General features: G+C 35.7%; 20 protein-coding genes. 5 read left to right on the top strand and 15 right to left on the bottom strand.

Annotated features, from left to right (window positions below):
- Positions 1–37: 37 nt before the first annotated feature.
- On the top strand, positions 38–595 hold the full coding sequence (locus ACY650_RS08825) for a hypothetical protein (RefSeq protein WP_462253840.1): 558 nt from the start codon (positions 38–40) through the stop codon (positions 593–595).
- Here ACY650_RS08825 and ACY650_RS08830 read toward each other — a convergent pair.
- Complete coding sequence (locus ACY650_RS08830) at positions 567–1,424, bottom strand: hypothetical protein (RefSeq protein ID WP_462253842.1); 858 nt, start codon at positions 1,422–1,424, stop codon at positions 567–569. The two genes, ACY650_RS08825 and ACY650_RS08830, sit on opposite strands and share 29 nt — an antisense overlap.
- A gap of 46 nt (positions 1,425–1,470) precedes the next feature.
- Positions 1,471–2,766, bottom strand: a complete 1,296-nt coding sequence (locus tag ACY650_RS08835) for a cystathionine gamma-synthase family protein (RefSeq protein ID WP_462253844.1) — start codon at positions 2,764–2,766, stop codon at positions 1,471–1,473.
- 136 nt (positions 2,767–2,902) lie between these two features.
- Between ACY650_RS08835 and ACY650_RS08840 the strand changes: the two genes are divergently transcribed.
- The gene (locus ACY650_RS08840) at positions 2,903–3,373 is read left to right on the top strand and encodes an Lrp/AsnC family transcriptional regulator (protein WP_462253846.1); all 471 of its coding nucleotides are present in this window, start codon (positions 2,903–2,905) and stop codon (positions 3,371–3,373) included.
- On the opposite strand, the gene ACY650_RS08845 is transcribed toward ACY650_RS08840, so the two are convergent.
- The 8 genes from ACY650_RS08845 to ACY650_RS08880 form a co-directional block, all read right to left on the bottom strand.
- Complete coding sequence (locus ACY650_RS08845; protein ID WP_462253848.1) at positions 3,350–5,158, bottom strand: tetratricopeptide repeat protein; 1,809 nt, start codon at positions 5,156–5,158, stop codon at positions 3,350–3,352. The two genes, ACY650_RS08840 and ACY650_RS08845, sit on opposite strands and share 24 nt — an antisense overlap.
- A 384-nt stretch (positions 5,159–5,542) precedes the next feature.
- On the bottom strand, positions 5,543–7,210 hold the full coding sequence (locus ACY650_RS08850) for an Ig-like domain-containing domain (protein ID WP_462253850.1): 1,668 nt from the start codon (positions 7,208–7,210) through the stop codon (positions 5,543–5,545).
- A complete protein-coding gene (locus tag ACY650_RS08855; protein WP_462253852.1) occupies positions 7,207–8,079 on the bottom strand; it encodes a class I SAM-dependent methyltransferase in 873 nt (290 codons plus the stop codon). Before ACY650_RS08855 ends, ACY650_RS08850 begins: the two co-directional genes overlap by 4 nt.
- A complete protein-coding gene (gene mnmG / locus ACY650_RS08860; RefSeq protein ID WP_462253854.1) occupies positions 8,079–9,944 on the bottom strand; it encodes a tRNA uridine-5-carboxymethylaminomethyl(34) synthesis enzyme MnmG in 1,866 nt (621 codons plus the stop codon). Before mnmG ends, ACY650_RS08855 begins: the two co-directional genes overlap by 1 nt.
- Positions 9,945–10,005: 61 nt before the next feature.
- Positions 10,006–10,428: an rRNA maturation RNase YbeY gene (ybeY, locus tag ACY650_RS08865; RefSeq protein ID WP_462253856.1), complete on the bottom strand. Its 423-nt coding sequence runs from the start codon at positions 10,426–10,428 to the stop codon at positions 10,006–10,008.
- Complete coding sequence (locus tag ACY650_RS08870) at positions 10,429–10,830, bottom strand: ATP-binding protein (RefSeq protein ID WP_462254395.1); 402 nt, start codon at positions 10,828–10,830, stop codon at positions 10,429–10,431.
- On the bottom strand, positions 10,826–14,197 hold the full coding sequence (locus ACY650_RS08875) for a DUF4175 family protein (protein WP_462253858.1): 3,372 nt from the start codon (positions 14,195–14,197) through the stop codon (positions 10,826–10,828). Before ACY650_RS08875 ends, ACY650_RS08870 begins: the two co-directional genes overlap by 5 nt.
- Before the next feature lie 40 nt (positions 14,198–14,237).
- Positions 14,238–14,594, bottom strand: coding sequence for a hypothetical protein (locus tag ACY650_RS08880; RefSeq protein ID WP_462253860.1), 357 nt, complete (start codon positions 14,592–14,594; stop codon positions 14,238–14,240).
- 101 nt (positions 14,595–14,695) lie between these two features.
- On the opposite strand from ACY650_RS08880, the gene ACY650_RS08885 reads away from it, so the two are divergent.
- Positions 14,696–15,274: a ComF family protein gene (locus ACY650_RS08885; protein ID WP_462253862.1), complete on the top strand. Its 579-nt coding sequence runs from the start codon at positions 14,696–14,698 to the stop codon at positions 15,272–15,274.
- 47 nt (positions 15,275–15,321) lie between these two features.
- Here the strand turns inward: ACY650_RS08885 and gldJ are convergent, their stop codons facing one another.
- Together gldJ and mfd are read right to left on the bottom strand one after the other, a co-directional pair.
- Positions 15,322–16,656 carry a gliding motility lipoprotein GldJ gene (gldJ, locus tag ACY650_RS08890; protein WP_462253864.1) on the bottom strand — a complete coding sequence of 445 codons (1,335 nt, stop codon included), beginning with the start codon at positions 16,654–16,656 and terminating at the stop codon, positions 15,322–15,324.
- A gap of 148 nt (positions 16,657–16,804) precedes the next feature.
- Positions 16,805–20,164, bottom strand: coding sequence for a transcription-repair coupling factor (mfd, locus tag ACY650_RS08895; protein ID WP_462253866.1), 3,360 nt, complete (start codon positions 20,162–20,164; stop codon positions 16,805–16,807).
- 352 nt (positions 20,165–20,516) lie between these two features.
- Here mfd and ACY650_RS08900 point away from each other — a divergent pair, with 352 nt between their 5' ends.
- Positions 20,517–21,284, top strand: a complete 768-nt coding sequence (locus ACY650_RS08900) for a S1/P1 nuclease (protein WP_462253868.1) — start codon at positions 20,517–20,519, stop codon at positions 21,282–21,284.
- On the opposite strand, the gene ACY650_RS08905 is transcribed toward ACY650_RS08900, so the two are convergent.
- Positions 21,281–21,739 carry a tellurite resistance TerB family protein gene (locus ACY650_RS08905; RefSeq protein ID WP_462253870.1) on the bottom strand — a complete coding sequence of 153 codons (459 nt, stop codon included), beginning with the start codon at positions 21,737–21,739 and terminating at the stop codon, positions 21,281–21,283. The two genes, ACY650_RS08900 and ACY650_RS08905, sit on opposite strands and share 4 nt — an antisense overlap.
- 87 nt (positions 21,740–21,826) lie before the next feature.
- Between ACY650_RS08905 and ACY650_RS08910 the strand changes: the two genes are divergently transcribed.
- The gene (locus ACY650_RS08910; protein WP_462253872.1) at positions 21,827–23,302 is read left to right on the top strand and encodes a DUF4301 family protein; all 1,476 of its coding nucleotides are present in this window, start codon (positions 21,827–21,829) and stop codon (positions 23,300–23,302) included.
- On the opposite strand, the gene ACY650_RS08915 is transcribed toward ACY650_RS08910, so the two are convergent.
- Positions 23,299–23,661 carry a response regulator gene (locus ACY650_RS08915; RefSeq protein ID WP_462253874.1) on the bottom strand — a complete coding sequence of 121 codons (363 nt, stop codon included), beginning with the start codon at positions 23,659–23,661 and terminating at the stop codon, positions 23,299–23,301. The genes ACY650_RS08910 and ACY650_RS08915 overlap by 4 nt on opposite strands.
- Positions 23,658–24,866 carry a sensor histidine kinase gene (locus tag ACY650_RS08920; protein WP_462253876.1) on the bottom strand — a complete coding sequence of 403 codons (1,209 nt, stop codon included), beginning with the start codon at positions 24,864–24,866 and terminating at the stop codon, positions 23,658–23,660. Before ACY650_RS08920 ends, ACY650_RS08915 begins: the two co-directional genes overlap by 4 nt.
- Positions 24,867–24,870 lie beyond the last annotated feature (4 nt).

The following is a 24,870-nucleotide window of genomic DNA, read 5'->3' on the forward strand; positions in this document are numbered from 1 at the left end:
TTTTTCTGACTATTGTTTAAGACATAGATTTGACGCCATGAATGAACATGACATTCCTGAGGAATTTTATTCTTTCGAATCAAATACACCATTTGAAAATTGCATCGAATGTGAAAAGTACCTTCTTGAGGAAGGTACTGAGTACATTATAGAAAAAGCACTAAAAAGTTATGACGGATTCTCCGCTAAGGATACAGTATTTGATTACGCAATTTGTATGGACTGTGCAGATAGAATGCGAAAAGAGATATCTAAAGAATCCTGGGAAAGTATGATGAAATACTTTCAGGAAAATATGGACATACAAGGTCGCCTGGAAATGCAGCAAAATTTACCTACAGAAAATTTGAAAAGTTGTATGGTAAAAAAGACAAAAATTGATGACTGTAGGGAATATCAAATTTACGCTCATTGTAGAGGAAACAAATTGAACATGGATAATCCACCTTATATGATTTCCGGTGAGGTTATGGACGAACTACTTCATTTGCTTTCTGAAAAAACCATTGATGAAATGAACGGCTTTATGAATAAACATTTTTCCCCAGACCCTTCTCTAATGGAACCTACTCCTCCACGGTTGATATTGATGTAGGATTTAGCATTTGAAATTCTTTATACAGTTTTAAAAACCGCGGGTCATTATTAGACAAATTGATTGCCTCTTTAAAATAAATATCAGATACAGATTTATTTCCTAACCACTGCTCAGTTAATGCCTCAATTAATTTCCTTTTTGCAGTTTTCTGTTGAAATTTTTTAAATCGTATTGCAAAATAGCCTGTTGAGTATTTTTTGTCTTCTGTTGAGATTTCAACAATAGCTAATTCATCCTTTGGTAGTTTTTCTCGAGGCAGAATTAGGCTATTCGAATCAGTCTTGATTGTTAAAATATTCTCATCAAAAATATTTTGAAACCTCACGATGTAACTTTCAAAATCCTCAGACGACTCCCAAATTAGATGAACATAGTCTTTCATATCATTCGCGTAAAGTTCGCCTTCACTATATATTGGATAAACTATTTGTAGTTCTGGTATTCCACAAATCCTTATTACCGGATACTTATTTGCTCTCAGTTTCTTATTGATCGATTGATTGACAAATAACTCAGGATCCGAAATAACCGGTCGTTCAAAATATTCGTCTTTTTGATAGGCTTTGGCTAAGTCATTGATCTTAATAGTAGTATCAGCAAGTTCAATGATTTTTCCACTGAAATGAATAAGTGTAAGCCTGCCGTGTATTTGTAGTAGGTCGTATTTACTGACAAAGTCGAACTGCTTGAGATCTCTTTGGGTACCTATCACATTCGAGCTATCAACAAATAACGTTTGAAAGGGATGACTCCAATTTTCAATGCTCTGTTGAGCAAAGGCATTTAATGAAAAGACAAGAATGATGGTAGTATAGAGCGTTTTCACTCATACTAATGTATCATTCTAATCTTATGTTTTTAAAATATTTCGACTAAGCCAAGTCCATCTCTAATGATGACTCCATTTTTTTCTTTCTATCAGAATTTACTTGATCCAATGCTTGCTGAATGTCCCACACTAAATCTTTGGGATTTTCAACTCCAACGGATAAACGTACAAGATTATCTGTAATCCCGTATTTCATTTTTTCATCACAGTCAACACCAGCATGAGTCATGGATGCTGGGTGCTGAGCAAGTGATTCGGTACTACCTAAGCTCACCGCAAGTTTTATGAGTTTTAGACTATTTAAGAACTGGAATGATTCCTTTTCTCCTCCTTCTAAAATAATTGAAAGCATTGCTCCCGCAGAAGTGTACTGTTTTTCAAAAATTCTATGCTGAGATGTTCCTGGCTCTAATGCTCCTAGGTAATGAATGGTTTTAACTTTTGGATGATCCTTTATAGCCTCATACACATGGGCAGCATTTTCTGCTTGTCGTTCCATTCTGATTTTAAGTGTTTCAAGGCTTCTAAGAAGTAACCAGCCTGTCCACGGTCCAGCCATATTCCCAAGAAACGTTCTCATACCTTTTACTTCAGTAATCAATTCTTTACTTCCAAGGCATGCTCCAGCTATAACATCGCTATGGCCTCCAATATATTTTGTGGCGGAGTAAAGAACTAAATCCGCTCCATGTTTTAGAGGGTGTTGCCAAAGTGGTCCCATATAGGTATTGTCTACTGCAACTAAAGTTTTTTCATCTGGTTTACTAAACTTATCAGCTATTGATCGACACATGTCAAGATCGATAAGGTGGTTCGTAGGATTGGCAGGAGATTCTACGTAAACCATTTTCAACTTCTGATCAAATCCATTGTCGCGAATCATCTTCTCAATTTCCTCTTGCGATTGATTAGGATCAAATCCAAGAACATTGATTCCAAATTTTGGTAATACCTGCTTCACAAAATGATCAGTACCTCCATAAATAGGGTTGCTATGCAAGAGCAAATCTCCAGGTGAGAGAAAATGTAAGAGCACAGTAGTAATTGCACTCATGCCGCTTTCAAAAACTGCTGCTTCTTCAGCTTGATCCCATAAGGTCAATCTATTTTCAAGAATTTCTAAATCAGGATTATTTAATCGACTGTAAATAAGGCCTAGCTCTTCATCTTCTTTTTTTTCTCTTAGTCCATAAGCATGTTCAAAATATGCCTTTCCTTCTTCGGCACTTTCGAATACAAAGGTTGATGTTTGAAAAATCGGTGGCTTAATAGCTCCTTCGGATAAAGAAGGTTTAAAGCCATACGACATCATGAGACTTTCTGGTTCTAGGTTTTGCATTTGATCGATTTTTTGACCAAAATGATCATATTATCTATTTAATAAAACATGAACAGAAATCTTTTCTATTAATTTTATATTATTAAGTTATTTATTCTAAATATGTAACTTTTTTTAATTCAATTTAGAATACTTGATGGACGCTATTGATAGAAAATTAATTATGATGCTTCAACGAAACGGTAAACTCACAATGAAGGAGTTATCATCGGAACTTGGCCTAAGTATCACTCCAATTTATGAGCGACTTAAAAGACTAGAAAGAAATGGTGTAATAACTGGTTATCATGCTGGTGTGAATCCAAAAAATGCTGGGTTTGGATTCGAGGTATTTTCTTCTGTAACATTGGAATCTCACAAAGCCGAATTTTTAAGGGAGTTTGAAGTCGAAATTGCAAAATTTCCAGAAGTTATGGAATGCTACCATTTGGCGGGTTCTTTCGACTTTTTGCTCAAGCTACTTGTTAAGGACATGGATGATTACGCAACCTTTGTTAATAAGAAATTAGCGAAGCTGAATAATATTCGACTTGTTCAGAGTATGATGGTTTTAAAAAATATTAAGCAGTCTAAAGTCTTACCTTTAGTTGACGAAATCTCCTCTTAATCTTCTAAACCTTTTTCTAGCTTCGGCAACATACATACTCCCAGGATAGTCAATTAAAAATTGTTGGTAAAGTGACTTTGCCTGTTCTACATCATTTAATTGCTTATCATAAATTTCTGCCTTTTTAAAAGCCGCATCATCAGCTAGGATGTCATAAGCATAAGAGGCTAAAATTTGATCAAGATAATTTATCGCATTGTCAGTATTTCCCGATTCAAGTTCAAGCTTCGATTTGAGCCAAAATATTTCATCTGTAATAGAATGATGATTGTAATCATCGAGCATTTTAGAAAGTCGCTCATTAGCAACTATCTTCTTATTCTGGAAAATTAATAATTCAATATTTGCAAATTCCTGCATCACTGCATCAGTAGTATCAAGAGCGGTATTATCAGTAATAAGCATTCCCAATGAAATTGCATCATTTGAAATTTCTCGTGTCGTGTTCTTCTTCAAGATATCCAGATGGCCTTTGGCAAGTGCAAAATTTCCTGTGAAATAATGCAAGCGTGCGTTTCTCAATTTTGCAGTATATCCTAATTCATGGCTTTTATAAATTTTTTCCACTTGCGAATAAAGTAGTGTTGCCTCCCAAGGTTCTCCTTTCAATAAATAGATATCTCCAAGGTCTAGTTTGCTTTGCGAGATTAATTGTATTCCGGCTCGTGGGTTTTCTATAAGTTGATTTAAGAGCTGAGCCGAAAAATTGATTTCGTCTAAATAGAAAGCATGGAGTAGTGCTTTGCTCCGCAATGCCTGAAAGGAAGTTTGCGAGGGTTTTAATTCTTCATAAAGAACTTGATATTGATTTGCTAGTTCACGAATTTCCAATGGATCAATTGGAAAAGTATTTTTAATCTTTCGCTCCTTGGCCTCCATCCATAGTCTACGTGCATACTGGTAATTTCTTCCATCAGAATATTGTTTAGCTACATATTTGAATATTTCCTCAGAATCTTCATAAGCATTATTCTCTAGGGCTATTCTGCCAATATCCATTGATCGGTCACCTGGTTTATCGTTTCGCTTATCTATAGCTCTTGCTTGAATAAATGCTCCATAAAAATTTTTGCGTTGAAGTTCAACCCAAAGCATAAGTTCAGCAAACTTTGTGTCTTCAGGATCTTCTTGCATTTTTCGTATGAGGGTACTTTCTAGTTCATCGAGCTCTTGATCCTCTTTTATAAAACTCTGCAATAGATTTTTAATGTAACTAAGTCGATTTGGGCTATCAGATGCATAGTTGAGATATTCTTCTATCATAGCTGATTTATTATTCACCATTCTGTAGATAGATGCTAATTCAAGCGCATGGATAGTGGGATTATTTCTTATTTCTCTTGAGTCTTGAAAAAAGAGAATAGCCTCATTATAGAGTTGTTCGTTTGCTAGGTATTGACCTAGAATACTCAATTGAAATGAATTTGATCGCGAATCTTTTCTAAGCTGCTTTATGTAATTATCCAATTTGGTAGTGGCGCCAGATTCTTTATACAGACTAGCTAGACTTGATTTGAATTGAATATTTGAAGAAAAAGTCTTGATAGACTTTAAGAGAAATTTTTCTGCGGAATCATATTCCTTCAACGATTTTAAAACTGATAGATAATTTGTTGCTATGAGTTGAACATTATATGGATTCTCGGCAAGCTCCTCATAAATCGATTTTGCCTTTTCAAGATCGCCTTGTTGATAGTATTCATTGGCTATTTGAATTTCATCATGACTTTGTCCAAAAATTAACTGGATTGGGATAAGAAGATAAATGGCGGCTCTTTTAATCATAGATTTCGAGTAATTCACATATATACATACCTATATAAATAATATAAAGTTTTAATTAAATCCTTCTTTTATTATTAGGACTGTGGATACGTGGAAAAGATTGCTTAGATAAATTAGGAAATTTAATTTGTTTATAATGAATTAAGATATCCAAGTAATTTAACATAGTATCAACAACTAATTTATTGGTTAATAGCAAGTTATGTTTATGCGTGGATAAGTATGTCATTCTTAATGTTATAATCTTTTTTGAATAGTACTTCTAGTAATGTGTAGATAAGTATGAAGTTATTATATATGTCTATTATTGATAGATAAGTATTTATGGAGTTGATGGGTAAATATTAAACTTATCAACGTGTTGAACTAGGTTATTAACAAGTTTTAAAATGATATATCAAGTTCTACAACCCAGTTTTCTCTAATGGAAGTTTGTTCTTGATATATATATACTTCTTCTGGTTCTATGTTCTGGAATAAGTTACCGTATGACCATGTTCCATCATTGTTAGAATCTATTAGAATACGAATTTTGTATTTGCCTGGCTTTATTGTCTTTATTGAAAATTCCTTACTGTCTTTAATTTGATGTGAAACATCATCATTTGAATCAAGTAGTTGAAATATAAATTTCTTATGATCTGTGTTTAGAACAACATTTAATTCTCCTCTAGGCTTAATGACGCTTTTCTTTATTTCTAACGAATTCCTTTTGGCAGTATCACTTTCAACTGATATGAAAGTTCCTTTTTCAATAACAAATTGAATTTCCGGTGAAGACTTACTTGTGCTGGAAGAATCTGATTCTAATGTATCAGTTGGTGTTAATGCTATGATAAGTGAATCGTAATAATTCTCAGTAAGATTAATTAATAGCTCTAATTCGGTTTTATTGTAGTTCCAATATGATTGTGTTGTAATATTTTGATAAAATGTAGAGTCTGATTGTATTGAAATTTTATCTCTGTAGAACGTGTCGATGGGTTTATTGAAATTGATATTTATTCTATTGGTATCTGTCAATTGAATGTTTCGTTGTTTAATGGAATATGAAAAGCCTGAAGGCTTTCTGTTGGATTTTATAAATACATATTTAATCGTATCCTTTATTGAGTTGTTGATGCTATCAATCGCTTGAACTATTGAAGTAATACTATCTTCAAAATTTATTTGTTTGGGTTTATAGAGTCTAACTACATCGTTAACATCTCCAATTATATTGAATGGAATGTATGGTTCTATTTCAAACGATTCGATTCTTTTATTGAATTTGATTTCTACATATCCTCCTACTGATCTTGTGTTAATTAGAGATAATGGTTTAATGTTTTGGAGAACACATCTTATAACTGGTAATTGTGTTGCTGAATCTAATTGGATTGTATCTGCTAAAAAGCCATGTGGTTCTGTTTCAGGATCTAATAAGAAATTGCCGTTATCATCTTGAAAAGATATTATCTTGTAATTACCTGTTTTGATATAATTAATTTGATATTTTCCTGAATCATTGGCGGTCGTGAAATACATGGGCTTCTCTGCTAGAATGTCCAAAGTATCAGAAATAGGATATAAACCTACTACGAATTGAGATCCTGCTTCTTTGTTCATTAAATATTCCACAGATCCTTGGACAGACATACTATCAATGTATGGCCCAGTACTTAATGCGATTGAAAGATTAACAGCTGGATTCTTTTCTGTTATATCAGTTACACCATTGGCGATGTTGAAGTTATAAGTAGTTGAATCTTTAAGATCAGATTCTAATTTTATTTCGAGTTTATTTCTCTTAGCTATAGATTTATAATTGATATCAGTACTTGGAGTTATTATGAGTTGCTGCTTTAGTTTATCAGCATTTATATACTCTGAGAATTCAAGTACTAATGTCTTTTCCTTATAGTTTATGGTTCCATTTAATGGCGCTGAATTTATTAGTGTTGGCGGAATTGTATCTTTTGGTCCACCTGTTGGTCTTCCTGGATTCGCACATCTTTGAAAGGTTAAGTCTATTAAAATAATGAAGAAGAGTGAATAGAGTAGATGCTTCATTTTTGTAGTATATATATCAGACTTGAATACTCTTTTGATTTTCTAGCTTTTTTGTTCGAAAGAAAACCAGTCTTGATTGCTCGTAATAAACTGCCGGAATTCTTGTATTTTTCGCTAAGCATGGAAACATAGTACGAATCAAATTTCATAGGCAATGTTTCAACTACTTGTAGTTTAAGTTTCTTTGCTAGATTTTCTATAGATACTCTATCAAAGTGGTATAAGTGCCTTGGCACATCATAAGCTGCCCAATATTCTTTATAAACTTGGGCATCAAAAGAATTATGATTTGGCACTGCTACAATCATATAACCTCCTTTTTTTAATCTCTTTTTTAGATCTCTTGCAGTTTCTTTCAATTCTGAAACATGTTCGAGTACATGCCATAGTGTAATGATATCTAGTTCTTGGGGAGATTCCTTCAGTGATTTCAGTATGGACTTATTATTTTTTTCAGATGCTATTTTTCTGGCATCTTCATCAGGCTCGTAGCCAAAAGCTTGCCATTTATTGTTGGAAGCAATTTTGATGAAATCACCTGTTCCACATCCATAGTCTAGCAGTGTACCGCTACTTCCGTTTAATCTCTTTATCAGTTTGACTTTTTGATTGAGAGTGTAGTTACGTACTAGCTTGTATATGATATTAATTAATGAATTTCCCTTATTGGTGTGGGAGATATATTGATCACTTTTATAGTATTTAGGTAAAGCTTCTTCCTTAGGTCTTGGGTTTGTAAATACTAAATCACAATTACTACATTTGACTAGAGCAAAACTTTCTCCAGTTACAGAATGGTCATCACATATCATGTAGTTGTCAAACTGTTTATGTTCACAGCTTGGACAAGCCTCAAGTCTCTCGTACATTATCTTCCTAAGTAAACCATTAATATTGACACATCTGAGGGTGACACACCACTAATTCTAGATGCTTGACCTAACGTTTCTGGTTTGATCTTGAGTAGTTTTTCCATTGCCTCTGCAGATAGAGAAGTAAGTTTAGTATAATCAAACGATTTATTGATTTTTAGATTTTCCAGATTGCTCATCTTCTCAGAGTTCTGTTGTTCTCTATCAATGTATGTCTGATATTTAATTAAGATCTCCGTCTGTTCTATTATTTCTGTTGAATAGTTGTTTAATGCTTTCTCTACTTCTTCAGAAAAGATTTTGAAATCATAAATAGATATTTCTGGCCGTTTCAAAATTGTAGCAAGAGATGATTTGTCCTTTATAGGTGCAGATGATAAAGAAGCAAGCTTAACTTGTATATCATTGGGTTTAAACTGTGTTTGGTTGAGAAGATCCATGAGCTCTTTAGTTTCTTCTTTCTTCCTATTTACTTGTCCAACTCTTTCATCACTCGCAAGTCCTATTTTATGGCTGAGTTCTGTTAGCCTAATATCCGCATTATCTTGTCTGAGTAGCAATCGGAATTCGGCTCTAGAGGTAAACATTCTGTAAGGTTCATCTGTACCTTTATTTATTAGGTCATCTATAAGTACTCCTATGTACGCTTCATTTCTTTTAAGAACAAACGCTTCATTTTCATGTACTTTTTGGTGTGCATTGATGCCAGCCATCATTCCTTGACAAGCGGCCTCTTCATATCCGGTTGTTCCGTTTATTTGTCCAGCAAAGTATAAATTCTCGATAAGGTTAGTTTCGAGTGTATTTGAAAGTTGTGTTGGAGGAAAGAAGTCGTACTCGATAGCGTATCCAGGACGAAACATTTTTACGTTTTCAAATCCTGGAACCTTTGTCAATGCTTTATACTGTACATTTTCTGGTAGAGAAGTTGAGAAACCGTTTACATATATTTCAACTGTATTCCAGCCTTCTGGTTCTACGAATATCTGATGTCTATCTCTCTCAGCGAACCTATTTATTTTATCTTCTATAGACGGACAATACCTTGGTCCGAGCCCTTGAATACGGCCAGTAAACATTGGTGATTGTTCAAATCCTGTCTGTAGAATTTCATGTACTTCTGGATTAGTATAGGTAATGTGGCAACTTCTTTGTTGTGTTAGAGGTCTTGAAGACTCTAGGTAGGAGAACTTACCTGGCATTTCATCTCCTTCTTGCTCCTCCATTCTAGTATAATCTAAAGACCTTCCATCCACCCTAGGAGGTGTACCGGTTTTCATTCTACCAGACTCAAAGCCTAATTCAACTAATTGTTCTGTTATTCCAGTTGCCGCTCTTTCTCCTGAGCGACCACCTCCAAATTGTTTCTCACCGATATGAATGAGTCCATTAAGAAATGTACCATTGGTCAGCACTACTGCTTTGGCTTTTATTTCTAAACCTATTCCCGTTTTTACACCTATGACTCTACCATCTTTTACAAGAAGTCCGTTCACCATTTCTTGCCAAAAGTCAAGGTTTAAGATACCCTCAAGTGATAATCTCCATTCCTCAGCAAACCTCATTCTATCAGACTGCGCTCTTGGACTCCACATTGCTGGACCCTTAGATCTATTTAGCATTCTGAATTGAATCATTGATTTGTCTGTAACTATTCCTGAGTAACCACCTAAGGCATCTATTTCACGAATAATCTGACCTTTCGCTATACCTCCCATTGCTGGATTGCATGACATGTGGGCAATGGTGTTCATATTCATTGTTACCAACAAGACTTTAGAACCCATGTTGGCTGCGGCTGCGGCAGCTTCACACCCTGCATGTCCTGCGCCTACTACAATTATATCGTATTCTTGAAGCATGATTTAATGTTTCACGTGGAACCTAAAACAAGATCCACAGATGAATGTTTCACGTGGAACGTTATATTTTCAGCAAAGATAAACAGGTGTCTTCTTTTTCTCTCATAAGCTTTTTCTCGGACTCTGTTTTGTCTCCAAAACCTAAAAGATGTAATACGCCATGAATCATTACTCGGTGTAATTCGATTTCCATACGCAGTGAGCGTTTCTCTGCATTATCCTTAACACGATCTACGCTTATAAATATGTCTGACTCGATTTCAAGTTCTTCTTCTGAATTATCAAAAGTGATTATGTCGGTGTAGTAATCGTGATTAAGATGTTGTCTATTTATTTCTAACAAATAGTCATCTGAGCAGAAAATATAGTTGAGTTCTAGAAGTTTGAATTGATGTTTTTCGATTACTTCAGATATCCATTGTGATATGTGATCTCGCTTGTCGAGTTGAAAATCTATTGCCTCAGAAAAATAATTGATACTCATCTATGAAAGATAAAAGCTCAACTCAGCTACTCTGCCTTCTTTTTTGAATGATACTTCATCACAAAGGTTCTTCATAAGAAAAATTCCTCTGCCCCCAGGACGACTTAAGTTTTCTGGTAAGGTCGGATCTGCAAGGTTATTGAAATCAAAACCTACTCCCTCGTCTTCAATGGTAAACTTTATTAGCGATTCTTCAAGTGCTAAGTGGAGATGAACATTCTTCTTACTATTGGATTGATTCCCATGAATGATTGCGTTATTAACTGATTCTGTTACTGCAATCATTATGTTGCCATAAATGTCATCGTTAAGCTTATATTGATCTTTAGCGTTATCGATAAAGCTTTCTACAATCCTGATATTTTCAGGAAGTGATGGGATTTGTATTTGAATGTTGTCAATCATTCTCTTCTTCTGAACTTAAGCGTCTAAAATAGTCGTTTACTTCTTTTTTATAAAATTGATTTAATTCGATTGGAATAGTTTTTAATAATTCAATCTCTTTTTTCTTTAGTTCCAAATACTTTTCAAATCCCGGAGGCACTTCTCTTGAGATAACAGATGGTCTATTTGCTTCGCGTTCTTCATCCATTTCTTGGTCTCTTTGTGCCTTCTCCGCTTCAAGCATTCGTGTTATTATTTGCTTTTGACGATTGATTAACTGTCGAGTTAATCTTTTGTTTACCAAATCAATTTCATTTTGTTCCATCATTTCAATCGCACGCTTCATATCATCTCCACCCAATCCGCCACCTGGTTTTCCGTCTTGTGCTTCTTTAAGCATTTCCATTTGCCTCCTTATCATTTCTTGTTCTGCTGCCATTCTAGCTAGTTCTTCTGATAATTCTCTTCCAGACTTGCCAGATTCTTTTAAATCATTCATGCGTTCTCCTAGCTGATTTTGTAGCTCAGAAAGGTCTGGCATTCCTTGAGGCTGTTTCTTTTCTCCAGAACTCGAATTACCCATCGCTTCAGACATAGACATCTGCATTTGTTGCATGGTGTCATCAAGTAGTAGCGCTAAATTGTTAATAGATGTCATTGCAAATTGCTGACTGGAAAGTGCTCTTCCACGATTGCGATCTTTCAAAAAGTCAATTGCTTCATCGATATTCTCATTGATTGATCCTACTTCTCTGGTAACGTAAGAAGATATTTGCACAACCTTAGAAGCAAGAGAAAGCAAGCTATCTTGAATGACTTTGGCATCATCCTTTAGTTTTAACTGATTTTGGGACAATTCTAAAAATCGGGGATCTGATTGGCTTATCTCTCGCATTTCTAACATGATCTCTTCCTGATTAAAAGAAAGTTTGACGAGGTTATCTAATATATCTCTTAGCTGATCAAGGTTTGCTTGCATCATTTCCATTTGCATTCCACCCTGCATTTTCGAAAGCTTTTGGCTTAAGCTTTTCATTTTTTGAGCTGCGCTCTTTTGTTTTTGTTTTGTACTTTCAGACGGTTTTTGGTTCTGTTGTTCTTGATTTTGACCATCTTGATTTTCTGATTCATCCCCACCTTCGCTATCATCACTAGGATCTTGACCTTGTTGTTTTTCGTTTTCCTTTTTCATCTGCTCCATGATCTCACGAAGCTCTTTTGCAATTTGTCGCTCCTCTAGTTCAAAATCTTCCATTGCCTCTGGACGTTTAAGATCTTGATTAAGCTCCATGATTTCATCCATTTTTTCTCTGAAATCTTCAAACTCCTCATTTATCTTCTCTTGAGAGTCAATGTCTTCACTTTGTTTGTCAGATACATTTTCCTGCTTTTGACTAAGTGTGTCTAGTTTTTGAAGGTTTTGTTCTAATGCGCTTTCCATTTTTAATCTTTTGAAAAGCTCCATAGCGCGTTCCAAATCTCTTTCAAGGTTTTGTTCGCTCTTTTTTAGTTGATTTAATTGCTCACTGATCTGATCAGATTGGGCGTTTTCTTTCATCAACTCCTTTAATTTTTCATACAGCTCTCTAGTCTCTTCATCCATCAGCTGATCAAGTAATTCTTGCATCTTCTGGTTTTTTTCTTGAGTCTGAGAACTTGGCTTTTGAAATTGATTATTCGTTTTCATCAACTCTTCATGTTGCTTTTTCAGCTTTTCAATTTCTTCATTCAGCTTTTCTCGATCCTTGATTACGTCGTTGAGTATCTTTTTTTCTTGCCAATCAAACTTTTGTTCAGACTTTAGTTTTTTCTCTAATTCTTCCAATCTATCAGCAATTTCTTCAGCTTTCTTTTCTGTTAAATCCAATTGGTCTTCAACACCATCTTGTTTATCTGAAATTAATGAGCTTATCTCCTCTTGACTTGGTGCCTTTAGAATGAACGTATTAGCCTTTGTTTCTTTTGGCCCCCTCACACCGTCATTATCTTTTACACTCATATAAACCTCCAAGGATTCACCAGCTTCAAGATTCAGCGTGTCTAAGGTCCAGTGAGCAAAGTAACTTTGGCTTCCAGCTTTTTTGTTTATTTCCAGCGGGATTTGAGTGAATTCAGGTTCTTTGTCCTTTCTAAAGTTGATATTTAATTGTGTGAATCCATAGTCATCCGAGATAGATCCAGCAAGTGTAATTGATCGATAGGTTATTGAGTCTGGGAAATACTGAGCAACTATTTCAGGAAATTCATCCTTAACAACTTCGATAGAATAACTTAATTCAGATTTGTTCTTGCTGTATTTGTTGAACAAGTCAATTGTATAACCTCCTTCATTTAGAATTCTATCTTCCACAACGAATTGAGTTTCATTTGGTCTGGAAATAGCCTTCTTTTCATTATTAAGGACGAATTGAGCACTATCTGTAGCAATTGTGTTTATTTCCCATAAAACGGTAGAACCTTCTAGAAGAGTCAAATCACCAGTGTTTTCAATTGTTCTTCTTTTGCCACCAGTATAGGGTGGTTCAATGACTCTGATTAGCATTGAAATTAAATCAGGACGGTCGCTTACCTCAAGAGCAAAAGATTTGGACCTAAACCCAGCGGCTTCTATCTGAAAAACTTTGTCTTCTTGAATTTTAGGGAACAAATAACTTGCAGTCCCATTAGTTAAGTTTAGTTGCTGCTCTACATTTCCCTCCATAAGAAGTTTCGCAGACTCAGGAAGTTGATCACCGTCGATTTTGATATTTAGCGTGAAATCTTCTCCGCGAAATGCCCTTAAGCTTTCATTGGTGATTATAAATTGAAATGGAGCTTCTGGTATAAATTCTTTTTTAAAATTTGCAATACGGCTTGGGCTTTCGGTTACTATCGACGGATTAATGAAGGAAATGAAAGAGAACCCAATAGCTACAACAAGAAGTACGATCCCGTATTTTTTTACTGGTTTAAAATCAACAGCTTGAATGAAGGATAAGCGTCTAATTTCCTCAGACTTTTTCTCAATTGCAGCAATAAGTAGTTCATTCTTTTCATATTGCCCCAATTGAAGGGTATTAAGTAGCTTGTCTTCTATCTCTGGGAAATGCTTTGAAATTTCCTTTGCTGCATCCTCATCGCTGATGCCTTTATTTATTTTATAGAGAGTTAAAACAGGCTGGATGAAAAGTAAAAAGGCGGATACAATGATTAGTGCTAGAAAACTGAAGAAGAGTACCGCTCTTCCTCCAACTCCTAGCCAGAGTTGATCTTCAATACCACTTAATCCAAAAAAAACAACTGTGTTTATTATTAGAAAGCCAATTACACCTAGGACAATTTGTCTGATGTAATACCGCTTTTTGAACGATTCAATTTTTGATCTTATTTCTTCTAACCCACTCATTGTTCGATTGTAAACGGACAATAACTATCAAAGGTGCGTGTTACCACCCAATTTCTTCATTGAAATATTGTAAAATCTGAATTTTTAACAATTTTTCTTGTTCAAGAAGGTCAAATCTTGGCAATTTTTTTACGAGTTTCCAATGTGGCCAACCATCGCTATCATGACCTTCCAATTCATAATAGCCAGCCAAAGAGAGCACTTTGCAAATAGCAATGTGGAGAATATCCTGTTTTTCTTCTTTAGAAAAGCTTTTTGCTCCTGTACCTAGCTCTTGTACACCAATTAAAAATAAAACAGCATTTAAATCAGCAGGTCGTTTTCCTGTAACCTCTTTAATTTTATAAAGTATCTCCACCCATGCTTTTTGCAACTCAAGATCTTTTTTGAATACCATTATTAACTCGAACTGTGATTAATGACTTTTTCTCACTGATTTTTCCTAGAACTTGTTTGTGTTGTAGCTGTACGCTAAGCTCAAAAGAAAAACATCTATGCTTGAGTTGTAAACTTGATTTACCACTTACTAACGATCATCAAAACCCAAACAACAAACTTTATCAAAAGTTCTCATTTGAGCCTAGAGTTAAGTCAGCTACATCTTACCTCTATTTTCAAAGAAAAGGAATTACTCAAAAACTTTTACATGAAGTCAAGTACAATGGCAAAAAAGAGCTAGCAGAACAACTTGGAATTTGGTTTTCTAAGTCATTCAAGCACTTTTGTTTTGATATGATTATTCCTGTTCCTCTGCATAAGTCAAAAATCAGAAAGCGTACTTATAATCAGAGTGAATTGATGGCAAAAGGAATTTCAGAAGAGCTAAAAATCCCAATTAGAACCGATTTGGTCAAAAGAATTGTTGCAACTCAAACCCAAACTGCTAAATCTAAGACAGAGAGGTGGTTGAATGTATCAAATGTCTATTCAAAACCTGACGAAGACTTATCAAATTTAAGTGTTCTTGTTGTGGATGATGTTATCACAACCGGAGCAACAGTAGGGATGCTGTGTCAAAGGCTCATACAATGCAACGTTAGAGAAATACATATTGCATCTATCGCGAGGGGCAAATAAAAAAGGCTACTCATTACAAGTAGCCTTCAAAAAAAATGTGAGATATTTTAAAAATTAGATCCTGCTCTAATCATTGCACATCTAAATCCAACAGTAGATGTTGCAGAATCTTCAAACAAAAATCTTCTTGTTCCTGGAGACATCCAGTAAGCTACATCAGCCCAAGATCCTCCTTTATATACTCTTAATCTTTTCATTGGTGGATTATCTGCATTGTAAGACTTCTGAAGACCAGAAGTTTTAACCCACTCTTCTTCGCTATATGCACCTTCTTTTCCAATAAAAGAATAATCAGCGTCATATCCAGTTTCTTCATCGTTTACTGCATCTCTTCGAGCAGGGTTTAGATCATCCATGTCTTGGAAAGAAAGAGGACGATACACATCTTGTACCCACTCATTAACATTACCAGCCATGTTGTAAAGGCCAAAGTCATTTGGAGGATAGTCGTAAATGTAGGTTGTGATCATAGCACCATCATTTAATTTACCTGCAATACCCGCATAGTCACCATTACCTCTCTTAAAGTTTGCCAAGAAGTAACCAGTGCTCTTTCCGTAAGGATTTCTAAGCGCGTGGCCATCCCAAGGATAAAGTCTTCTATGTGTCTGGTTTTCATCATAGTATTGAGTTCCGATAAGTGCTTGAGCAGCATACTCCCACTCAGCTTCAGTTGGCAATCTATAACCAGGAAGTACAACTCCTGAGCTAAGTCCAGGTACAGTACCTGCAGATGCAGCAAGGTCACCACCTTCAGCGCCTGCAAAAGCATCATCGCCAGAAGCTACTGGATCTAGGTAGCCAGCATCTTCAGCAAGCTTAAGGTTTACAACAGTCGTTCTCCATTTACAATAGTTAACAGCTTGTCTCCAGTTTACACCTACAACAGGGAAATATCTGAATCCAGGATATCTGTAGTAACTATTTACATACGGATCATTATATGCAAGATCTTTTGCCCAAACTGTAGTATCCGGAAGGTTGTTCTTCCAGTAAAATTCATCTGAATCTTGCTTAATGTAGTATTCGTATTCTAGCCAGTGGATATTTGCTACTTCAGTTTCATCCATATAGAATGAAGCAACTGTAACCGCTCGCTCTAAATTGTCATGGGAATAGACAACATCTTCTTCGAAAGAACCTAACACAGTTCTACCACCCTCAATAAAGATAAGGTTCGGACCGTCAGGTTGCCCTCTAAATTCGTTTACTTGAAAACCGCCTTCTTCGTTGAATTCCAGTCCTGTAGCAGAACTAGCGAATCCTGGATTTTCTGCGGAAGGTGCACCACTGTTACCTCCAATGAAGTTACATGCACTTAAAAAAACTACAGCTAAACCGGCGTAACCAGTCTTTCTAGCTGCTCTCACATAATTTTTCATAACACCGTTTGAATTTGTCTTGAAACGTTTCAACGTACTAATAAACACAAATATTTCAAAAAACCCATCGTCTAGCAATGGATTTTAGATTAAACCTATTGATCTAATGCCAGATAGCGCACTTTTATTGTATTATTTATTAAATATTTCATACTGTTAGTGCCGGAGCATGCATCGCATTAATCACCTGTCCGGCATTTTCTATAGAACCTACATTTTCTACACTTATCAACAATTTGTTTTTAACCTCCTTCATTTTGCTGTCATGAGGATTAGATTTTATAAAATTCAGCACGTTGCCAAATCTTTCTGATTGAAAATATTCTTGAGGTTTTTTGTCAGAAACGTAGCACCTCATTTTATTTCCTTTGATTGTGACTTTCTCAAATCCGATTTGCATAGCTTTCCATCTTAAGCGTACTGTTTCAGTCAAGTTATGAACACCGCTTGGTAATGGTCCAAATCTGTCTTTCATCATTTTAATAAAGTCGGACAGCTCATCTTCCGTTTTCAAATCATCTAACTTGGTGTATAATCCGAGTCGCTCAGAAATGTTGCTTACATAGGTTTCCGGTATTAAAGCTTCAAAATCAGTTTCAATATTGCAATCTTCAATCAATCCATCCATCACTTCTTTGTTTTTTAGAAGATCAGCCTCGAATAGTTGTTTATACTCGCCTTCTTTCAACTCTTGAACAGCTTCATCCAATATTTTGTGGTACATATCAAAACCAATATCATTGATAAAACCACTTTGCTCTGCTCCAAGCAAATTACCTGCTCCGCGTATATCTAAATCACGCATTGCCACTTTAAACCCATCGCCTAAATCGGAGAATTCTTCAAGTGTGCTTAGCCTCTTTCTTGCATCACTTGTTAGCGCTGAAGTTGGAGGAGTGAGCATGAAACAATATGCTTTAGTATTGGATCGACCAACTCGCCCCCTCATTTGATGTAAATCTGAAAGGCCAAACATGTGAGCATTGTTGATAATTATTGTATTAGCATTTGGGATATCAAGTCCACTTTCAATAATGTTCGTAGAGACAAGGACATCATAATCCCCTTCTATGAACTTGAGCATCACTTTCTCTAGTTGTGGCCCTTCCATTTGGCCATGGGCGATTCCAATTCTTGAATCTGGGACCAACTTAAAAATCATATTTCCTACTTGCTCTATATCGCTCACACGATTGTGAACCATAAATACTTGACCACCTCTCCTTAATTCATGGCTAACAGCATCCCTAATTACTTCTTCATTAAACTCGTGAAGTTCGGTTGTTACTGGCCTACGATTTGGTGGAGGTGTAGAAATAATGGATAAATCGCGAGCTCCCATTAATGAGAAATGTAAAGTTCTTGGAATAGGCGTAGCTGTCAATGTTAGGGCATCCACATTTACTCGCATGTCTTTTAGTCGCTCCTTTACTTTTACTCCAAACTTTTGTTCTTCATCGATAATCATTAAGCCAAGATCCTTGAACTCAATGTCTTTATTTACAATTCGGTGAGTTCCAATAAGAATGTCGATTTTACCCTCTTTGACCTTCTTCTTTATCTCAGTTATTTGTTTTGAAGTCTTAAACCTGTTGATATAGTCAATACTTACAGGCATGTTTTCAAGCCTAGACGCAAAAGTTCTGTGGTGTTGCATGGCCAATATCGTTGTTGGAACCAGCACTGCTACTTGCTTGCCACTGTTTACAGCTTTGAATGCTGATCGTATTGCAATTTCTGTCTTGCCAAAACCTACATCACCGCACACTAATCTATCCATTGGGTGATCCAGTTCCATATCAGCTTTGACATCAGATGTTGCTATTGACTGATCTGGCGTATCTTGATACATAAAAGAAGATTCTAACTCTGCCTGCAAATAATCATCAGCTGGAAATGAATAGCCTTTGGCTGTTTTTCTTTTAGCATATAGTTCTATTAGGTCTTTCGCTATGTCTTTGACTTTGCGTTTAATCTTTTTCTTCTTGGTCTCCCAATCTGGAGATCCAAGCTTATTGATGGAAGGAGGTTCACCTTCTTTGCCCGAATACTTAGAAATTTTATGGAGAGAATGAAGACTTACGTAAAGCAAATCGTCATCTCGATATACAAGCCGAATTGCTTCTTGTTTATTTGAGCCAACATCAACCGTATCAAGACCAGCAAATCTTCCTACGCCATGATCTATATGTGTAACAAAATCTCCTGGCTGGAGAGTTTTAAGTTCTTTTAAGGTTAAAGCCTTCGTTTTTGTAAACTTCTCTTTGCCCTTGTATCTGTGAAACCGATCAAAAATTTGATGATCAGTATAAACGCAGAGTTCTTCATGATCATCAATAAAACCTTCTCGTAGCGAAGCTGTAATTCCCTCAAATGTTATTTCGGAATCAATTTCTTCAAAAATTGTTTCTAGGCGTTCTATTTGTTTGAATGATTCTGCAGCTATGAACTTTTTATAATCACTTTGCTGCAACTCTCTCAGATTGTCGGCAAGAAGTGTGAAGTTTTTATGAAATGATGGTTGTGGACGTGTGGCTAGGGAAAGCTCATCATCTGGCTGGATATAAAACCTCTTGCCAAACTCAACTTTTGTAAATGAATCAAGTGATTTTGAAAAAGACTCTTGTGTCTCAAACAATTGATCTGGAGATGTGATGAGCTTGGAATCACCACTCATCTCTTTTATGGTTTGAAATTGCTCTTCCACTTTGTGGAATGACTTATCAATAATATCTAGAGATTGCTGATAATCTTTAATCCAAATAGTAGTGTCATCTGGAATGTAATCTAAGAATGATTGACGCTCTTCGCTGACCAACTTTGTTTGAACATTTGGTATTAGTGAAATACTTTCTAAGTCTCTTGTTGATAGCTGACTTTCGGGATCGAACTCTCTAATTGACTCAATTTCATCTCCGAAAAGTTCGAGCCGATATGGTAATTCATGAGAATATGAAAATACATCTATAATACCTCCTCTTACTGAAAATTGCCCAGGCTCGTAAACAAAGTCTGATTTTTCAAAATCATAAGTCAAAAGAAGATCAGCTAAAAACTCTACATCAAGTTGCTCTCCGGTTTTGGCAGTAAATGTATTGGAGACAAGAGAACGTTTATTTATTACCTTCTCTGATAACGCCTCTGGATAGGTAATTACAACAAGGCTCTCTCGATCATTTAAATTATTTAATACTTCAGCTCTTTGAAGAATATTCGAATTTTCAATTTCTTCAAAGTGATAGGGTTTTTTATATGATGAAGGAAATACCACAAAGTCTCCTTCTATAAAGTTTGAAAGATCTGTTTGGAAATATGAGGCTTCTTCGAAATCATGTAAGACCACCACTTGAACCCCTTGGACTTTTTTCGAAACAGCTGCTAAGATTAATGCATCATAGCTACCAGAAATTCCTTTCAGCCTGAGTTGCTTTTTATTTTGAATGCTATCGACGATTGCTTTAACATTCGTACTCTCCGCGTACTTCTCTAATAGATCTTTTGTGTTCAAACCACCTTCAATTTTTGAGTTGACAAAAGTAAACTCTTAATACTCACTCTCGGTTCAAAAAAATGTCGGAGAATCAAAACAACATATTTTTTGAGTTCATAGAGTATTATGGTTCATTCATCTAAAAAATGAACTATTTCAAGATATAATTGCAACATATCGGGCAAATCAACGGTATAAAGATCAAAGACATTACAATAAAATAAACCCGAGACGTTTATTTGAAGACTTTCTTTTAGGTTAGGTTGGTGATTAGGCGTGTACCGTATTCCGGGCACGCCTTCTCTTTTTATGATCATTTTCTTGATCAATCTATAACATTTCATTTTCGATCAGGTCTTAACTTTAAGACATGAAGAAATTTTCACTACTAATTGTATTAATGGCATTTGCTGTTCAATCATTCGGTTGGGGAGCAACAGGTCATAGAATTGTTGGCTTAATTGCAGAGTATCATCTTACTAAAAAGGCCAAAAGGAACATTGAAAAAGTATTGGGAAGGGAGACGTTAGCCGAAGTAAGCAATTACATGGACTTCATAAAATCTGATGCGACTTATCGTCACATGTCGCCTTGGCATTATGCTACAATACCAGATGGTCAAACATACGAAGAGGCAGGAACACCAGAAGAAGGTGATGTGATCGTAACAATTCAGCGACTAATGAAGGAGTTGGAAATTAAGAATTTTACAGATGAAGATGAAGCTTTTGCACTTAAGTGCCTTGTACACCTAATCGGTGATATCCATCAACCACTTCATGTTGGAAATGGTAACGATAGGGGAGGTAACGACATAAAGCTTGATTACTTCTGGAATAGTTCAAACCTCCATAGAGTCTGGGATAGTGGAATAATCGATGGCCAGCAATATAGCTACACAGAATATGTGAACTGGATAAACCATCCAACGGATCAACAAATAAATGAATGGTCTTCTTCTAATGTACTTGAATGGGCTTACGAATCTGCTGAATTACGAAACCGATGTTATGAAACTATTCCTGAAGACAAGAAGATAAACTATCGATATAATTTTGACAATATCGACTTGGTAAATCAACGTTTATTGCAGGCCGGAATCCGTCTAGCCCATGTTCTAAATGAGATATACGGTTAGAGAAGTGTTAGTCTCAACTTGTTCGCAGCGAGTTCCACGTCTACAAGTGCTTCGATCGCCAAAACTGTTTCCATAGGTACCTTTAAAATTTGTGCGGCGTGATTTACTTGATCTCTTTCATCGCTTGCGTAATCACCATCAGCGCTACTCATTCGAATAGCATCATAGATTAAAAGCTTATTGAAGTTTGCAAATGACTTGCTATTGAAGCCGTGAAAAATTTCTTCTAGCTCACCTTCCTCGAAATCGTATTCTTCCCAGTCGGCAATGATATCTTCATCTACTCCAACTGACTTAGCACAGTCTACGGTTAACCATTCTAACTCGGGTTCAGATACTTCACCGTCTGATCCAGCAATAGTAAGAAGGGCATAACCATATTCTCTCCATGATGATTCCGGAACCATGGTGATTCCGTAGAATGTGGGTGCAATTTTGAAAATGTCAATGCTCATAACGATTGGTGATAGTTAATTAATACCAAATTAATTTGTTTTCGGATTAAAAAGAACAACTTAATAGCTGGATTTACATTTGCAACTATGAACACGAATGATTTGTTTTCTGAAAAGGACTTGAACCAAATACGGGCAAAAGGTATAGAAGCGAGAGTAGTACTAAACCAACTTTCTAGATTTAAATCAGGATTTTCTCCTCTCAACATTACAGCCCCTGCGACAATTGACAGTGGAATTGTAAAGCTTAACCCTGAGAAACTCACTTCATACATAGAATTATACGAACAAAGCTCATTGGACATTGTAAAATTTGTTCCTGCTTCTGGTGCAGCATCCCGTATGTTTAAGAACTTATTTGCCTTTACGGAAGACGGTAGTCAAAAAACATCTGACCCAATAGTTGCGCTGTTTTGTAGTCGTATTAAGGACTTTGCATTTTTTGATGAGCTATCGATAAAAGTGGAAGAAGTATTAGGAAAGACCTTGAAAGACCTTATTGAAATTGATGACTACCAAGCTATTGTCGAAACACTCCTGAAGTCTGAAGGATTGAATTATGGGAAAATGCCAAAGGGTCTATTAAGCTTCCATAATTATGAGGATTTTGTAAGAACACCAGCGCAAGAACATTTATCTGAGGGGAAAGCTTATGCATCCAAGAATGGCAGTTTAAATATTCACTTTACTGTATCTCCCGACCATAGAAATGCCTTTGAAAATCATTTAAGAAAAGAAGTTGAAAAAGAATCTGATTTGAATATAAGTATTCAGTTTAGTGAGCAGAGTCAAAGCACAGACACCATTGCTTCTACAACTACTTTTGATCCATTTAGAATAATGGACGGTCAGTTATTATTTAGGCCTGCCGGTCATGGTGCGCTGCTTCAAAATCTAAATATGCTTTCAGAGGATATCGTATTTATCAAGAACATTGATAATGTTGTTTCAGAAAAGAATCGCACAGACGAGATTCAATATAAAAAAGCATTAGCTGGCGTTTTAATCGATTATCAAAGACGAGCCTTTGAAATTTTGACGGCCAATGATAAAGGTGATTTTAATGAAGCAAACGCTACGGAACTGCTTTTGGAAATGGGTGTTCGTGGTGAATTCGATAGGAATAACATTTTAAGTCTACTCAATAGACCCATTCGGGTTTGCGGAATGGTTAAAAATGAAGGAGAACCTGGAGGAGGTCCATTCTGGGTTAATTCCAATGGGATCGACTCCTTACAAATTGTAGAGTCGGCACAGGTTGATACCTCAAATCAACAACAATTAGAGATATTCAGAGGAGGCACGCATTTCAATCCAGTTGATATTGTTTGCGGAATTAAGAATTATAAGGGTGAAAAATTTGACTTAATGCAATTCCAAGATGAAGAAGCGGGTTTTATCTCAGAAAAATCTTACGGTGGTGAAAAGCTTTTAGCTATGGAGTTGCCCGGTCTTTGGAACGGAAGTATGGCTAATTGGAATACAATTTTTGTGGAGGTTCCTTCTAATACATTTAATCCAGTAAAGACGGTAGTCGATTTGCTAAAACCAGCCCACAACTAAAGCACTTCTCTAAGCTTAGAATCTATTTCGTTGTAATCGAATGGCTTTTTGAACAAGTGTTGAATTTTACTTGACTTTAATGCGTCGTTAATTTGATCAGTAAAATCGTAACCCGTGAGGAGGAAACAAGGAATATCTAAAATACTTGGCTTTACTCTATCAATTAATTCTAATCCATCCATTCCAGGCATCCGCAGGTCACTAATAATAGCGTTGAGCGTGTTTCTGTTATCCTCCACTAATTGAATTGCATCTTCACCAGATTCAGCGGTTAGCACATTATACTCACTTTCAAACCTTTTCTCAAGTACAAAAAGGTTTATTAATTCATCATCTACGAATAGAATTGTATTCTTCATTTCTTATTGAATGAGATTACAAATTTAGTACCCTTTCCTTGTTTAGAAGTAACACGAATCTTCCCGTTGTGTTCTTCGATAATTTTATAGGTAATTGAAAGTCCTAATCCTGTACCCTTTCCTACAGGTTTTGTTGTGAAGAAAGGATCACTAATCTTTTTAAGATTTTCCTTACTAATTCCTTCTCCATTGTCGGCAATTTCTACAACTGTTTTAGTCTTTAGCCCCTTTGTTTTAACAGTAACTGTACCATTCCGCTCGATTGCCTGTTCTGCATTTGAAAGGATATTCAAAAATGCTTGATGAAGCTTACCTTCATTGCCTTTTAAGGTTAATTTTTCCTCTGACAATTCCTTTATGACTTTGCCCTTGTATTTAAGCTTAGGTTGGAGCATGACTAAACTATTGTTCAAAATTTCGTTTAAGTCACATGTCTCATTCATGGAATCTGTTCGTCGGCTAAAGTGATTTAGGCTATTAACAATTACTGTGGCTCGAGAGAGGCCTTCTTTGATAACATGGATACACGGTTCTGCTTCAAACTTTAGTGATTTTTCTTCGTTTAGCCCCTCTTCCAATACTTCTATACCTCCCTTTATAAAATTTAACGGGTTGTTTATTTCATGAGCAACACCTGCTGATAGCATTCCCAATGATGCCATTTTTTCAGATTGGATAAGTTTATGTGTTGTTTCCTGGAGCTCTTTCATAGAGTCTCCTATTTTCTTGTTTTTTACAATCAAAGCATTTCTAAAAAGGAATGTAAAAATTGAAATTATTGTGAAAATAAATGTGGCACAGATAATACCATGGGTTAATTCAGATTCTGCTGGCAGTTCGTTTCTTGTATAACCTAGTCCTGAGAGTATAAATATACTGATGAGTGCAAGCCCTGAAATTGACATAAAAATGTATCTGTCCCTTACCGGTCTATAGAAAAATGCAAGTAATGTTGGAATGATAAATTCCAATATTCCTGCAGAAAGAACACCTCCAGTAAAGAATATTTGATTGTAAAATGCAAGGAGTGTGGTAATTACGGAAAGTCGAAATAGCGTAACTAAACTTAAGACCGAGAAAAAAGAGAGTGCACTAAAGATTACAAAGAGTAAGAAAGCTAAAAATGTTGGATAGTATAATTCTGGAATACCTAAGCGGAAGTAGTATACGCCAAAAGTTAAGGTAGAAATATAGGCGGCGAACATAAGG

Origin of the sequence: Ekhidna sp., from assembly GCF_963691765.1 — a bacterium.
Classification (GTDB): Bacteria; Bacteroidota; Bacteroidia; order Cytophagales; family Cyclobacteriaceae; genus Ekhidna.

Bases quoted from the DNA above. Each gene is read 5' to 3' on its own strand.
- ACY650_RS08845 (WP_462253848.1), bottom strand. From the start codon at position 5,158: ATGATTAAAAGAGCCGCCATTTATCTTCTTATCCCAATCCAGTTAATT.
- ACY650_RS08855 (WP_462253852.1), bottom strand. From the start codon at position 8,079: ATGTACGAGAGACTTGAGGCTTGTCCAAGCTGTGAACATAAACAGTTT.
- ACY650_RS08840 (WP_462253846.1), top strand. From the start codon at position 2,903: ATGGACGCTATTGATAGAAAATTAATTATGATGCTTCAACGAAACGGT.
- ACY650_RS08915 (WP_462253874.1), bottom strand. From the start codon at position 23,661: ATGAAGAATACAATTCTATTCGTAGATGATGAATTAATAAACCTTTTT.
- mnmG (WP_462253854.1), bottom strand. From the start codon at position 9,944: ATGCTTCAAGAATACGATATAATTGTAGTAGGCGCAGGACATGCAGGG.
- ACY650_RS08880 (WP_462253860.1), bottom strand. From the start codon at position 14,594: ATGGTATTCAAAAAAGATCTTGAGTTGCAAAAAGCATGGGTGGAGATA.
- ACY650_RS08825 (WP_462253840.1), top strand. From the start codon at position 38: ATGAATGAACATGACATTCCTGAGGAATTTTATTCTTTCGAATCAAAT.
- ACY650_RS08920 (WP_462253876.1), bottom strand. From the start codon at position 24,866: ATGTTCGCCGCCTATATTTCTACCTTAACTTTTGGCGTATACTACTTC.
- ACY650_RS08850 (WP_462253850.1), bottom strand. From the start codon at position 7,210: ATGAAGCATCTACTCTATTCACTCTTCTTCATTATTTTAATAGACTTA.
- ACY650_RS08875 (WP_462253858.1), bottom strand. From the start codon at position 14,197: ATGAGTGGGTTAGAAGAAATAAGATCAAAAATTGAATCGTTCAAAAAG.
- ACY650_RS08835 (WP_462253844.1), bottom strand. From the start codon at position 2,766: ATGCAAAACCTAGAACCAGAAAGTCTCATGATGTCGTATGGCTTTAAA.
- ACY650_RS08900 (WP_462253868.1), top strand. From the start codon at position 20,517: ATGAAGAAATTTTCACTACTAATTGTATTAATGGCATTTGCTGTTCAA.
- gldJ (WP_462253864.1), bottom strand. From the start codon at position 16,656: ATGAAAAATTATGTGAGAGCAGCTAGAAAGACTGGTTACGCCGGTTTA.
- ybeY (WP_462253856.1), bottom strand. From the start codon at position 10,428: ATGAGTATCAATTATTTTTCTGAGGCAATAGATTTTCAACTCGACAAG.
- ACY650_RS08905 (WP_462253870.1), bottom strand. From the start codon at position 21,739: ATGAGCATTGACATTTTCAAAATTGCACCCACATTCTACGGAATCACC.
- ACY650_RS08910 (WP_462253872.1), top strand. From the start codon at position 21,827: ATGAACACGAATGATTTGTTTTCTGAAAAGGACTTGAACCAAATACGG.